At 62.0% G+C, this 13,175-nt stretch carries 9 protein-coding genes; 1 reads left to right on the top strand and 8 read right to left on the bottom strand.

The genetic code is table 11. The features are described from left to right. Positions 1–56: 56 nt before the first annotated feature. From ACOOHP_RS16100 to styA, 8 genes are all read right to left on the bottom strand, one after another. Entirely contained in the window at positions 57–2,153 is a 2,097-nt protein-coding gene (locus ACOOHP_RS16100) for a DUF1302 family protein (protein ID WP_420467500.1), read from the bottom strand. A 56-nt stretch (positions 2,154–2,209) separates the two neighbouring features. Then, positions 2,210–3,220, bottom strand: coding sequence for a WD40/YVTN/BNR-like repeat-containing protein (locus tag ACOOHP_RS16095; RefSeq protein WP_420467499.1), 1,011 nt, complete (start codon positions 3,218–3,220; stop codon positions 2,210–2,212). An 88-nt stretch (positions 3,221–3,308) separates the two neighbouring features. After that, a complete protein-coding gene (locus tag ACOOHP_RS16090) occupies positions 3,309–4,706 on the bottom strand; it encodes a DUF1329 domain-containing protein (RefSeq protein WP_420467491.1) in 1,398 nt (465 codons plus the stop codon). Positions 4,707–4,784: 78 nt separating this feature from the next. Beyond that, entirely contained in the window at positions 4,785–7,250 is a 2,466-nt protein-coding gene (locus tag ACOOHP_RS16085; RefSeq protein WP_420467498.1) for an efflux RND transporter permease subunit, read from the bottom strand. Between the two features lie 1,077 nt (positions 7,251–8,327). Continuing rightward, complete coding sequence (locus ACOOHP_RS16080; protein WP_420467497.1) at positions 8,328–9,320, bottom strand: helix-turn-helix domain-containing protein; 993 nt, start codon at positions 9,318–9,320, stop codon at positions 8,328–8,330. 186 nt (positions 9,321–9,506) lie between these two features. After that, positions 9,507–10,049: a styrene-oxide isomerase StyC gene (gene styC, locus ACOOHP_RS16075; RefSeq protein ID WP_420467496.1), complete on the bottom strand. Its 543-nt coding sequence runs from the start codon at positions 10,047–10,049 to the stop codon at positions 9,507–9,509. 54 nt (positions 10,050–10,103) lie between these two features. After that, positions 10,104–10,670, bottom strand: a complete 567-nt coding sequence (gene styB, locus ACOOHP_RS16070) for a styrene monooxygenase NADH-dependent flavin reductase subunit StyB (protein ID WP_420467495.1) — start codon at positions 10,668–10,670, stop codon at positions 10,104–10,106. Further along, a complete protein-coding gene (styA, locus tag ACOOHP_RS16065; protein WP_420467494.1) occupies positions 10,671–11,972 on the bottom strand; it encodes a styrene monooxygenase subunit StyA in 1,302 nt (433 codons plus the stop codon). Positions 11,973–12,093: 121 nt separating this feature from the next. On the opposite strand from styA, the gene ACOOHP_RS16060 reads away from it, so the two are divergent. Then, positions 12,094–12,981, top strand: a complete 888-nt coding sequence (locus tag ACOOHP_RS16060; RefSeq protein WP_420467493.1) for a LysR family transcriptional regulator — start codon at positions 12,094–12,096, stop codon at positions 12,979–12,981. Positions 12,982–13,175: the final 194 nt, after the last annotated feature.

Genomic DNA, 13,175 nt, shown 5'->3' with positions numbered 1-13,175 from the left:
ACTGCCGAGAGGAGGAGTATCGCGGCAGGAAGGAGCGGGTACTGCGATTCGACGAATCAGAGCTCGTACGAGATGCGCAGCCCGATCTCGTCGGCGAAATCGATCGCCCGGATCAGGTTGTCGGTGCCGTCGCCGTGCAGCTCGCCGTCGGTGTAGTTGTAGTACAGGTCCACCGAGATCTTGTAGCCCGGATTCCATTTGACCAGCGGCTGCGCCAGCAGACCGCCTTTGACGTCGTACAGGAACGCCCACTCGAGGATGTACTTGCGGTTGGGCCAGGGCTGGAAGCCGGCGAATACCAGATAGTTGGCGCTGGAGATACCGTCGGCGATCACGATCGGATCGTTGATGTCGATATTGCCGCCGCCGACGTTGCCGCCGTAGCCGTCGAGGTTCAGACCGACCAGATCGGTCGCGCTGCGATGCATGCCCTGGAAAACCAGATAGGCGGCAGGAAAGCTTTCTGAGTATCGGAACCACTTCTCTCCCACCAGGGTGACGATGTACTCGTCGGTCTTGTCGTAATCGCGGCTCAGCGAGGTTGCGGTCAGGACGCGCTCCGGCGTGTACTGCACCTCGATGTTGGTGATGAACTGGCTCCAGAACGACTCGATATCCTCGGACTCGTTGACGTAGCTTCCGCCGATGGCAAATACCTCTTCGCGGAAGTAGTCGCGCTCGACATGGCCCATCAGCGAGCCGCCCGCACCGAGGAAGAAGGTGTTGAGCAGCGCGCTGGCCTGCGGCACGTTGTCGACCGGCGACGCGAACAGGTCGCGTACGGCAGGGAATTCGTTGATCACGGTGTTCAGAGCATCGACGCCGTGCAGGCGCACCGACGCCGCGCCGGCAAACCATTCGCGGTCGCTGTACAGGCCACCGGGAGCCACGGCGAAAGGGGTGTGGGAAAGGGCTTCGGCCACGCCGCCATAGAGCCGGCAGAAGTTGTCATAGGGATTCTGCGCGCCCAGGCACGGCGGCTTCGCCGCGTAGGCGGTATGGACGGCGGCGGCGATCAGGCCACCATGCGGGGTGAGCCCCTTGACGATACCGCTCTCGGCCCACTTGAATGCTCCCAGCGGGTTGTAGCGGCTCACCGCCATGGCTTGCCAGCCCCAGCTTCCGTAATCGCTCTTGAGCCGTACGCCGTAGTCGATCTTGGAGTCGTAGTCGCCGACGTAGTAATTGTCGAACGGCTTGTAGAACTGCGAGGGGATGACGTTGTAAGGCGTGTTGGGGTTGGTGAGGATGTCCGGCTGGAATTTGCCGACATAGCTGTCCAGGACCATGGTGTCGGTGATCTGTCCGGCAACACGCAGCGCGATCTTGGGCACGCGTTCGTCTTCGAACTCTTCGATCGCGCGGTCGATCACGAGGTGACGACGCAGGTCCAGGCCATTGGCGACATCGAAGGTACGGAAGAAGATGGCCTGGCCCCAGGCGATCGTCTGATTGCCGAAGCGAAAGTCCCAACCGCCTTTCTTGTAGTTGATGATGAAGGTCGGCAGGTCGACCATGTAGTCGCGACCAGCCAGTTCGAGCGGGTTGATCCGCTTGCCGTTGCGGTCCAGCGCCTCGTAGTAGTTCGGTTTGCCGGCGTCGGCGTAGCGATCACCGCCGGTGGTCGAATACCCGCCCTGGACGCCGGCCACGTCGGCAGCGTTGAACTCGTCGTAGATGACGGGATCGTAGAGCGCGCGCAGGCGAACGTTCATGCGCCACTCCTGCGAGAACACCATGTTCATCTCGCCGGTAAAGCGGATCGTCGCCAGGTTGAACTCCAGGTCCTCCTGCGGAATGACGTCGCTGCGGCGTCCGGGAGTTGCGGCCTCCAGCAATGTCGGGATCGACACCCCGCCGATGACCGTCAGCGGTACGTCCCCCCAATTGACCAGCCCCACTGCCAGATCGGGCGGCAGAAAAGCCTGGCGCGGCACAAGTACGTCCTGAAACGGCGCGTTGGTCTGGTTGTTGGGGTTCTGGTAGCTCGTGGTGCGATAGGCCGCGTCGGCCCGGATCACACCCTGGAAGATGGTGTTGTCCCACAGGTCGGCGAAGAATCCGCCGTCCTGTGCAAGTGCCGACGACGATGCGCCCAGCAGCAGAGCCGCAACCACCGCATGCGCCGCTTTGTCCTTCTTATTGATCGACATGTCCGAATCCCCTTTCGAATCGATTTCGTTGTCTGTAGATGAAGCGAATCGGTGCTTCAAGGCGCCAAACGAATGACACGCCCGCTATGCCCCACGGCAATGAATTCACCAGCCGGCATGGATGCGCCACGACCCAGCGCCGTGTACCAGTTCAAGCTGAGATCCAACGCGTCCACCGGTCTCCAGGTGTCGCCGTTGTCGCGGCTGTGCAGCGCCACGCGCTGACCGACGACCATGACGTGGCCATCGTGTGCGGACTCGACACCAAACAGGCTTCCGTTCGTTGGTGTCTTCAACGGTGCCCACGTCCTGCCGCCGTTGTTCGTGCGCACCACGAGTCCGGCCTGGCCCACCGCGTAACCGACGCCGTCGGGTCTGATGCGCGAAGCAAACAGGGTTGGCGCGTTCACGCCGCTCTCCGCTGGATGGCGGTACGCGATCTCCCAGCAGATCCCCCCATCCGGGGAATACATGATCTGTCCGTATTCGCCGCCGATGATGGTGCCGCCGTTATCGAGCACGTCGACGATATAGTTGGTCGGCTCATCGCGAATCACGGCGGTATCGCCTTCGCCACTGTCGTAGAGGCCCGCCCAGTTCGGCGCAACGTCTTTCCAGGTCTCGCCGCCATCGGTCGACTTCAGCAGGGTGCCGAAAGCACCGACGATGAACGCGAGTCCGCTTTGGTTGATGTCGACCCGCAACAGGCGCCGGTCCGTCCCGCTTTCGACCTTCTTCCAGGCGCCGTCGCCCTCGCGCACGAGGATCAGGCCCATTTGCCCGACTGCGATCGTGCGGCGACCGTTGCTCGCCACATCGATCATCGCCAGCGGCGTCGGTGCTTCCTGGCGGGTCCAGGTCTGGCCGCCGTCGGTCGTGATTTTCACCAGTCCGGCGTCACCCACTGCGATCCCCTTGTCGCCTTCGAAAATCAGCGAGAACAAGCGGTCGTGCGGTGTATCGGCGCTGAGCACTTGCGTGCGGCCCTCTGCGCTCTTCGCCGCTGCGTGAGCCTGCGTAACCACCGCAGCCGCAGCGAGCATGCCTGCAAACAAAACCCGTTTCATGGCTCGTCGCCCCACCCGTCGATGAATCGATCCCGAGAAACGCGGCGGCCCGTTGCGAGCCGCCGCGTGGCCTGACTTGCTACATTCCTTAAGCGCGTCCGAGGGACTGGATACCTTGAGCGGTGCAGTAGGTATCGAACAGCCAATCGGGTTCGGCATCGAAGCGTGCTTCGACGCCTGCAGCGCCCTTGGAGTGGTTGCACAGCGACATGCGACGGTTCTGGAAGTCGTAGATGTGCACGTAGATCCAGGACCAGCCGGCATTGACGCCGTCGTGGCTCTTGATGAAACGCTTGCCATCCGGACCGCCGCCCTTGAACACGCCGTGCGCCATCTCGAAGTTCGACCACAGCTTGCCCTGACGGTCGTAGCGGATGTTGCTGGCAGCCATGCAGTTGCGGGCATCGACATAGGCCACGCGCTTGGACACCGGCGAACGCGGATAACCGGTCGGCTCGCAGCTGGTGACGATGACTTCCGGCGCCATCTCGTAGGGGATGTCGAAGAACTTGGGGTTGTCGGCCTGACGCGGCGGTTCCCAGTTCTCGTCGTGACGCGAAAAGTCGGCCGCCCAGGGACCGAGCATGGGCTTGCGCTCTTCGATCTTGTGGTTGCCCCAGGTCAGCACCGGGTCGCCGGCCGCCCAGGGATCGGAGAGGAACCACACCGCACCCGGAACCAGGGGCTCGAAGCGCTGGTTGGACGGGAACTGACGCACGCGACGGAACTCGGGCAGATAACCGTACAGTTCCGGAATCTTGCGGGCGTCGTAGTCCCAGACGCTCAGAAACGAGGTGCCGCGCACGTCAGCCTCGGCAGCAAAGAACACGCTCTGGCGACGCAGTTCGTTCTCCATGCCGCGGAACAGCTTGCGGTCCATGCGGCCGGTGCTGTTGAGCTCTACCCACTGGAAGTTGTAGTGGTATTCGAGCTTGCCGGTGGTGCCGTAGTCCTTCTGCTCGATGACGTAGCAGGCGTTGTCGTTACGCCCGATGTTGGTCGCCATGTTGCACCAGACTTCCGTACCGGTCTTGGCGTTGACAAAAGGCAGGCCGCCTTGCCAGACCTTGCCGTCCTGGTCCACCAGGTTGCCGTTGGCGTCCCACTTGCCGGCATGACCGTTCTTGACGTCAGCCACGGTCGCGTCGTGGTAGCCGGCGGTGACGATCTCGTACGGATGGGTCGAGGGTGCCTTGATGTAGATCTTGCGCCCCTCAACACCGGAGATCTGCTCATACGTGCCTGGGTCAAGCAGGTGCTTCACATGCTCGACATTGTTCTTGTCGATGTAGTCGCCTACCTTGACCTTGCCCTTGGACTGAACCTCGATCGACACCAGTTCGTCAGGGTAGGCCTTGTTGATGTTGTCAGACTCGGAGGCAAAGACCTTGTCCAGCGGCATCAACACTCCAGCCCCCAAACCGTACGCCACACTCTCCATCATCTTCCGACGACTGTAGTTGAAGTCGTATTTTCTGATACGCATTTGATGTCCTCCAGTGTTCTGTTGCGACAGATGCCGCCCACATTTTCCGGCGGGGCGAAACCGGTATTGCGGTCGGTGCTATTTGGTAACGGCAGCTTCGGGCATGACTGCGGCACTGCCGTTGGGGTCTTTAAGCATGAAGGTCGAAAGGTCGATGCTCTCGCCGATCATCAGGTCGGTACGCGTCACGAACTTGGGCTTGATCAGCCACACCAGCAGCGGCAGCATCATCAACGCCAGCACCATGTTGATGAGCATGATCGCGGCCAGCAGCAGGCCCATGTCCGCCATGAACTTGAGGTCGGACAGGAAGTACCAGGGCAGGATTCCGATCAGCATGATCGTGGCGGTGAACATGATGGCTTTGCCGGTAGTGGTGAGCGATTCGGTGATCGCGCGGCCCCAGTCGTTGCCTTGCGCGGTGTATTCCTCGCAGATACGCGACAGCAGGTAGATGCCGTAATCGATGCCGACACCGACACCGAGTACCGCCACCATTACCGAGTTGATGTCCAGACCGATGCCCATCAGGTGCATGGTCGCGGTCAGGAAGTAGTTCGACATCGCCACCGGCACCAGCAGGATCAAGGCGGCGAACATCGACCGGTAGGCAAATGAGGCAATGATGAAGATCGCGCCCGCGCACAGGCCCAGCAGGATCCAGTGATAGCGCTCGACCACCTTGTTCATCGCTTCCTGCAGCGCGATGTTGCCGGAGGCGATGCGGATCCGGACGTCATCGTGGTCGACACCGCCGACTGCCTCCACTGCCGCTCGCGCAGTGGCCAGGGCGGCATCGACCGTGCCCTGCTTGTTATCGCGATAGAACAGCGTCACCGCGGAACTTTGAAACTGGAAATCGGCAACGTCCGCAAAGTTGAACGGATTCTGCCCGAACGCCACGGCGGTTCCCGCGGCATTGACTGCCCGATCTACTGGGTCCAGGGGCAACCAGGCCGGATGTCCGCCGGAGTAAAGGCGCGCGCCCTCTTCTGCGAAGTCGGAAAATGAGCGCGTACCGGTCGCAGGGAAGTCGGCGCTCTCGGCGATGCGCTGGATCTCCTTGGAAAGCCTGTAGGCTTCTGCAGTACGCGCTGCGCGCCGCTGTGCATTCTCGGGGTCTTTGGACTCCAGAATGATCTCCAGGGAGTTGACGCCAGGGAAGTGATCGTTGATGGCCCGCACACCGGTGTTGAACTCCGAGTCGTGCCAGAGCAGGCTGCTGCCTTCGACGGGATTGCCAACTGCGATCTGGGTCGACAGCCAGATCGCTCCGACCGAAGCCACGGCGAGTACGACAGCGGTGGCATTGGCACGCCTGCCTTGTACCAGACTGGCCATGCGCTCGAGCAGCTTCTTCTGGACCCGATGCACCCCTTTTCCGTGCCCGCCGCCGATGATCGCGTCGACATTCTTGGGTGGCGGCAGGTAGGACAGCAGGATCGCGATCAACATGACGCCGGTCGGGATCAGGAACACCGCCCACATGCCGCAGAACAGAGCAAATCGCTGCATGGCCGGGATCGGCGCAACGCCGATCGAGACGATGGCGATGACGTCGGTCAAAATACCGAGCACGCTCGGCGCCATCATTACGCCGAGCGTGACCTCGGCGGCCTTCGCGCGGTCGCGCAGGGCACCATAGATTTCGTAGTAGCGCTCGGTAAACTGGATGCAGTGCGAGAACGAGCGCGCGACCAGCAGCAGCGGCACCACCATCAGCAACGGCTCGATCGGCGAGCTGATCCAGCCCACCAGGCCAAATCCCCAGATCGCGGCAACAAAGCTGCAGATTACCGGCACCAGAACGCCGGTCACGTTGCGCATATAGAACACCAGCGCGACGATCAGCAGCAGGATGGTGACGCCGAAAATCGTATAGGTCTGATATTGGAGCTTGTATACCCAGCCCGTCAGGGTGGGCTGACCCACTACGTGGATCACGTGGTTCTCGTCGGTGGCCGCCGCCGCCAGATCCTGCACGGCCTTGAACACCACACCGTAGTCCAGCGCGTCCTCGTGGAACGCCGCGCTGATCAGCGTCGCGGTCTCGTCTCCCGAAACCATGAAGGTGCGCGCCACCGGCGAGCGCTCGACCTTGCGCTGCAGGTCGGCAAGTTCGGCCGGATCGGTGGGCACTTCGTCGCCCATGACCGGCAGCATTTCGATGCCGAACGGCGTCGCCTCTGCGTAGACCGCCTTCTCGGTGGTGACCGAGACCAGCCGCTCGTGGTAAACGCCAGGGATGAGGTCCACGTCACGGGTCAGGTCGAAGACCTTCTGCAGCGTGTCGTGGTTGTAGATCTTCTTGCCGTCGGTGCGCTTGACCATGATCGTCACGGTCAGCGGGTTGCCGAAATTCGGATGGTCCCGGAAGGTCTGAACGAACGGATCGTCCGCCGGCAGGAGGTCGGTGAAGATCGTCCGGATGTCGACCTTGGGCAGGCCGGCAGCAAAGAAGATTGTCACCGCGCCGAAAAAGATCACCACGGCGAGCCGATGGTTGATCATCCATTTGGCGATGCGGAATCGAAGAGCGTCCATCGGTTCTTACTTTTCGGTGTGACGGCGGGAGACCTGCGCACGTTCGCGCAGATGGCAGTAGTCAGCCCCGGAGCAGCCGCGCGCTCCGTTTTGCGACGGGGATTGGCTACTACATGTGCCGGGCACATGTAACGGTCGCACCATGCTTGTTCTCCTCGCTTGCTCGTGTTGCCTGTGCCGGCTCGCAGCCGGTCGTATGGATTCAAATTCCGATTGGCAGGCCAGCACCCGTTGGTCAGGCCATCCAGTCAGTCCTCATGTATTTCTCTGCTCAACGCGCTTGGGCGTCGACTTGAACGGTTCCTTCGGAATCGCTGCACGGACATCGCTGTGCAGCTTTCGTCAAAGCGGTTCCATAATCTGTGCCAGTACCGAAGAGTTGATTCAAATGCCCGTATGTCACTGCTTTAACTCATTTTATGCCGCCGCTTCATGAGTTCCGTCTTTGCACGCGCCCGTAATGATTGACATCAAATATTGAGAAAGCCCGGACGGCGGCATGAAACGTTGATGCACATCACCGCCCGTCCGGTTGCATACCTGCGCGGCGCCCGTCCTCATCAAAAACCTCGCGATTCTTCATCGAGGGCGTGGTCGCGATGTACCGACTTCCTCGGGTCGAATGTTGGCTCCGAGAGCGATTGCCGTGGCGCAGGAAAAGACCCATGACAAGCCGATGTTCGATTCGGTTACCGACCGCGCGATCCAGGCGCGCCCCTCTGTTTTCAACGTTTCCAAGTAACGGTTGCTAGCCGCTGCGCTGTTCGGTGCACGTTGGCGAAACTGCCCTCGCTCCGGCACCGCTCCGCTCTGCCCGTTGCTAATTCGGCGGGACGCCGTAGCGATGCCGAAACGATTCTGTGGTTGCGCATCTGCAGCTGCCATCGCCCTTGTGAATAGCTCCTATCAGTTCGCCGGATGCTCTTGGCACGACCATCGCACGAGACTTTCGCGCTGGCGACGCGATGAGCCCGACCGAGTCTATGCAGTGAGATGGAACGCGCTTGATGCTCTGTGCATATCGAAGTGCATGCTGTGCACGCGCGGCGTGCAGCGCGCGGCGTGCCGCGCTGGCGTTCACGCGTGCGCGGTATGACAGCGTGTCCGGTAAGCACTGGGCGTGATGCCGAAGCGGGCCTTGAACATGCGGCTGAACGTGGCGTAATCGCCAAAGCCCAGATCGAATGCGATGTCGGTGATCTTGCGATGGTTGTGATCGGGGTCGCCCAGAATCCGTCCGCTTTGCTCCAGACGCAGGTCGTGAATCATTCGTCCCGGTGTCAGTCCGTATTCCTTGAACAGCAGGTACAGCGAACGCCGCGACATGCACAGCGCCGCCGCGATGTCCTCGGCGTCCAACTCCGGGTCGGACAGATGACCGACGACATACTGCTGGGCTCGGCACAGTTTGGGATCGCGCGATACCGTCATCCCCCGATCGCTGGCAGCACGATGCAAGGCGGTCGACAGCATCCATTGAACCGCCTGCACGACAGCCTGGTTATCGCCGTGGCCAGGGTCGTGGCCTTCTTCGACAATGGCCATCAACGCTCCCAGCGCGGCGCGAACGCCAGGCCCTTCCGCCAGCCTGGCGCCGCAAATGGCTTGACTGATGTGCTCCCAACCCGGGCAGGCGTCATGCGGCAACATGAAGACGACAAAACGGGCGCCGTCCGAAAGGCGGATGCGGTACGGCCGCGCGGTGTCGAAAACCGTGGCCTGGCCCGCTTCGAGCCGGCACTGGCGACGATCCTGTTCAAGCTGCGCATCGCCGGCGATCTGCCACATCAGCTTGATGTAGCCGGTCTCGGCAACCGCCGACAGACCTCGTCTGCGGATGACTTCGCTGGCCTCGACATGGATGGTGCTCAGCGAACAGCGTCCAACCTTGTAGGTGCTGACCTGGGCCTCGAAGCGACCGCCGCTGTGATCGCGGTGCTCCAGCCAGGGAAAGTTGTCGTTGACAAAATCCTTCCAGGATCGGAAATCGCGCAACTGCTCCACGTTAGCCGGCAACGACGCCAACTCGAAGTGCCGCGCAGCCGGGTGCGTCCGATAGGCCAGATTCATCCTTCCTCCTTGCGGACGCACCGAGGTTCGGCGCGTCGCTCCTTCTCGGACCGATCCAGGGGTCCCGTCTGTCGCGCACTGGTCAGCCAGCAGGCGGCCGATCCGGCACGCCGATCCTGCTCCAGCCTGTCCGTGCGTCTGTCGGGCATCGACTCGTCGGTCGATGCCCGTTCCGACTGGCGTCGATCAGCGAGCCGCGCTTGCCGAGTTGGCCACGCCGGCGTCCAGCCCCGTTCGCTCCGTGCCCGAGCGCTGCCGGGCCACCTTGAAACCGCGAACGCCGATGATCAGCAGCGCGATCAGCGCCAGCACACCGAACAGGTAGGCCGGGCCCAATGCCAGGGTGCTGAACAGATCGCCCTCGCCGAACTTGTTGTCGCCGAAGCTCAGGCCGCGATTGGGCGTGAAGTTGCCGAAGAAATAGAAGCCGACGTTGGCCCAGCCGTCGAGCACAACGATGTAGCCCAGCCAGGTGGCGGCGCGCTGGCTGAAGTCGAGCATCGGCAGCACGAACGCCACGGCGATCACCATCATGCCGTTGAGCGCAGGGCCGGTGTGCGCGCGCGCCCAGCCTTCGGGCGTGCCGGGTACGTTGAAGTGCAGGATGTAGCCGGGCACGATCTCGAAGCCCCCCACCAGGTGCATCCACAGGCCCACGCCGAACAACAGTGTGGTGAAGATCATCAGGATGCCGTGAGCGGCCATCTTGCGTTGCAGGTTGTTGTACATCGGTGCACTCCTCTCTTTCGTTGTAAGCAATACGACCCAGGTCCAGCCTCGCGCTCAGACCGCGATGGCAGGGCGGTGATAACGACTTCCGAAAAACATCAACGGGGTCCCGTCATGGTTGCCGCAGGCAGTCACTTCGGCCACGAACAGGGTGTGGTCGTGCACCTGTACTTTCTGCACCACCACGCACTCGAACCAGGCCAGGCAGTGACGCAGCGTGGGCAGGCGATCGCGCACCTGGAAGTCGGGTCGCACCGCCTCCTGCGGACGGCCGCTGAAGTGCGCGGAAAAATTCTGCTGCGCTTCATTGAGAATGCAGGCGCCGTAACGTCCGGTACGCGAGATGATCCGATGCGTCTTGCCGGGCTTGAGCGACACCAGCACCGTTGGCGGCTGCAGGCTCACCGAGGTGAAACTGTTGACGGTGGCGCCGTGAACATTGCCTTCCTCGTCTTCGCAGGTCAGCACCACGATGCCGGTGGCAAACAGGGACACCGACTTGCGGAAGTGCGCGGGGTCCAAAGTCGCCGGGTCGGCCCCGAACGTATCCAGGCTTTCCAGCCAATCCTGTTCCTGCGTCGGCGGCGGGCGCAGGGGTGTTCTTCGCGACGCGGCGCTCATTTACGCGGCGTCCGCAGTGACGCGACCGGGCTTTGCGATCGCCGGTCTGGCCTGGGCCGTCGCGGCCTTGATGCGCGACTGGCACCAGGCCTGCATGCGCTCCGCGCTGGCAAAGCAATCCCACTGCCGTTCCGGGTAGTTGAAGTTGTCGGTGAACTCGTCGGCCAGCGCGCGGTTCTGGCTGAGCGCGCCGATGAACTGCTGCAACTCCGCCGGCATCGCCTTGAGGTTGGTGAGCATGAAGTTGGTCCAGCGCGTGGCACCGAGCACGCGATCCTGTCGACGATAGTTGACGTGCTCCACGAAGCGCTCGTCGTAGACCTCCTGCTTGACGATCTCCTCGCCCAGGATCCAGGCGGCGTACGAGGCCATGTTGGCGCCCTGACCCAGCACCGGGTCCACTACCGCCTGCACGTCGCCCAGCGAGATCGCGATCTTGCCGCTGTCCAGCCGGATGTGGGACTTGCGCACCGTGGGCGTGACGCCGCCCTGCAAGATGTCCAGCGGGCCGTTGGCGAGATCGAACTCCTTTTCGTCGATGCGCTCGGCGCAATCCGGATAGTGCTTGCGCAGCTTGCCCAGCAGCAGCTCCTGGAACGCGCGCGGGTTGTCGTCGTACTTGGTCTTGGCCAGTACTTCCAGATCGCCGCCGATGATGTTCTCGATCACCAGCGCGTTCTGCATGCCGTTGAAGGTGGTGGTGGGGATTTCGATCATCTCGCCGGCGCCGGGCGAGAAGTACATCGTCACCGCGCGGGTCGGCCGCTGCGCGATGCCCTTGAACAGTCCCACGCACAGCGCACGCTGCGGGCGGTCGAACGGCGAATGCGCCGGTTCGTGCTGGAACATCTGGCCGAACGGACCCTTGCCCGTACACACCACCATCAGATCGAACCGGGCGCTCAGCGAAGACACCTCATGGCCGGTGATCTCGCGGTACTCGATATTGCCGCCGCGATTCTGGAAATCTTCCATCAGTCGTGGCTGGTAGATGCGGTAGTCCACCGCGCGGCTGGGCGCGTGATAGTCGCCGTAGAAGCGCAGAGGCTGCGGCGGCGTGTTGATGAAGTAGTGATGGCCGAAGTACCCGTGCTCCTCGGTGGGCCAGTGGTCCACGTGCAGGTCGCGCTCCCGCTGCACCGTCACCGCATGGTGCGCCACCGTGTTGAGCAGGCGCATGCCGCGATATTCCTTGGGCTCGCGGTCGGTAAAGACGGTGACGTCGACGTCGTGCTGACGCAAATAAAGGCCCAGATGCAAGCCCGCAGTTCCGGCGCCGACGATCCCAATCTGTTTGCGCATGGGATGTTACTCCTCAATTTTTTGAGTATAGACTCGCTTTGTGTATCGCATTATTCGGCAGAGCGGTCGATCCTGAAAGCGCAGATATAGACTATGACCTATTCTTATTTGGACTGAATGCATGGATCCTCTCCAGCCATACGCCGCGTTCGTCCGCACCTTCGAAGCCGGCAGCTTCTCTGCCGTGGCACGCGAAATGAGCACCTCCCAGTCCGCGGTGAGCAAGCAGATTGCGTCGCTGGAATCGAGTCTGGGCGTGCAGTTGTTTGCGCGCAGCACCCGCCGCCTGCAGCCCACCAACGAAGCCTTGCAGCTGTACGAGCACGTTCGCCAGCTTCTGGATGCGGTGGAGTCGCTCAAGACCCTGAGCGGCCGGCGTGCGGCGGCAACCGGCACCCTGCGCCTCACCATGCCCGGCTCCTATGGCCGCCGACAGCTGTGTCCCAAGTTGCCGCGCTTTCTGGACCAGTACCCGCAGGTGCGACTGGACGTTCTGCTCACCGACCAGGTGGTTGACCTGATCGAGGAAGGGCTGGAACTGGCGGTGCGCATCGGCAACCTGTCACCGAGCACGCTGATGGCCAGACCCATCGACGTCATCAATCAGGTTCTGGTGGCGACACCCGAGTATCTGGCGCTGCATAAGGCGCCCGACGTGCCCACCGACCTGGCTGACCATGCCTGCGTGCTCTACGGCAGCGGCGGGCGCTGGACGCGCTGGGAGTTCGAGTCCGAGTCCGGGCGCCACGCGGTCGACGTGGAAGGCCGGGTGCGGGTCAACGACCCCGAAGCCATGTTCGAACTGGTGTGTGCGCACCAGGGTGTGGGCATGGTGCAGGACTGGGTGGTCGGAGACGCCATCAAGCAGGGCCGCGTGCTGTGGCTGCTGCAGGATTTCTATCCCATCCCGATGCCGGTCAACATCGTCTACCCGCAAACACGCTTTCTGTCGCAGCGCGCACGCAGCTTTATCGATTTCTTTGTCGCGGAGCAGCGGGCAAATCGCTAGAGCATTTTTTGTTTAAGTACTGATGTTTCTACTGTCATCCTGAGCGTAGCGAAGGATCTTCTTTCTAACTGTGCTCATGCTCTGAAAATAGATCCTTCGCTTCGCTCAGGATGACAGCTGTTGTGGCTTTATCTGCACATAACTCGAAAACGCTAGAACGTTGTAGATTTTAGTGACGTCGTTACTTCTGTCAT

It is taken from the genome of Panacagrimonas sp. (genome assembly GCF_965216805.1).
Classification (GTDB): domain Bacteria; phylum Pseudomonadota; class Gammaproteobacteria; order Nevskiales; family Nevskiaceae; genus Panacagrimonas.
This window is presented reverse-complemented; position numbering and strand designations above follow the sequence as displayed.

Coding starts and splice junctions, on each gene's coding strand:
- ACOOHP_RS16100 (WP_420467500.1), bottom strand. CDS start 2,153: ATGTCGATCAATAAGAAGGACAAAGCGGCGCATGCGGTGGTTGCGGCT.
- ACOOHP_RS16095 (WP_420467499.1), bottom strand. CDS start 3,220: ATGAAACGGGTTTTGTTTGCAGGCATGCTCGCTGCGGCTGCGGTGGTT.
- ACOOHP_RS16090 (WP_420467491.1), bottom strand. CDS start 4,706: ATGCGTATCAGAAAATACGACTTCAACTACAGTCGTCGGAAGATGATG.
- ACOOHP_RS16085 (WP_420467498.1), bottom strand. CDS start 7,250: ATGGACGCTCTTCGATTCCGCATCGCCAAATGGATGATCAACCATCGG.
- ACOOHP_RS16080 (WP_420467497.1), bottom strand. CDS start 9,320: ATGAATCTGGCCTATCGGACGCACCCGGCTGCGCGGCACTTCGAGTTG.
- styC (WP_420467496.1), bottom strand. CDS start 10,049: ATGTACAACAACCTGCAACGCAAGATGGCCGCTCACGGCATCCTGATG.
- styB (WP_420467495.1), bottom strand. CDS start 10,670: ATGAGCGCCGCGTCGCGAAGAACACCCCTGCGCCCGCCGCCGACGCAG.
- styA (WP_420467494.1), bottom strand. CDS start 11,972: ATGCGCAAACAGATTGGGATCGTCGGCGCCGGAACTGCGGGCTTGCAT.
- ACOOHP_RS16060 (WP_420467493.1), top strand. CDS start 12,094: ATGGATCCTCTCCAGCCATACGCCGCGTTCGTCCGCACCTTCGAAGCC.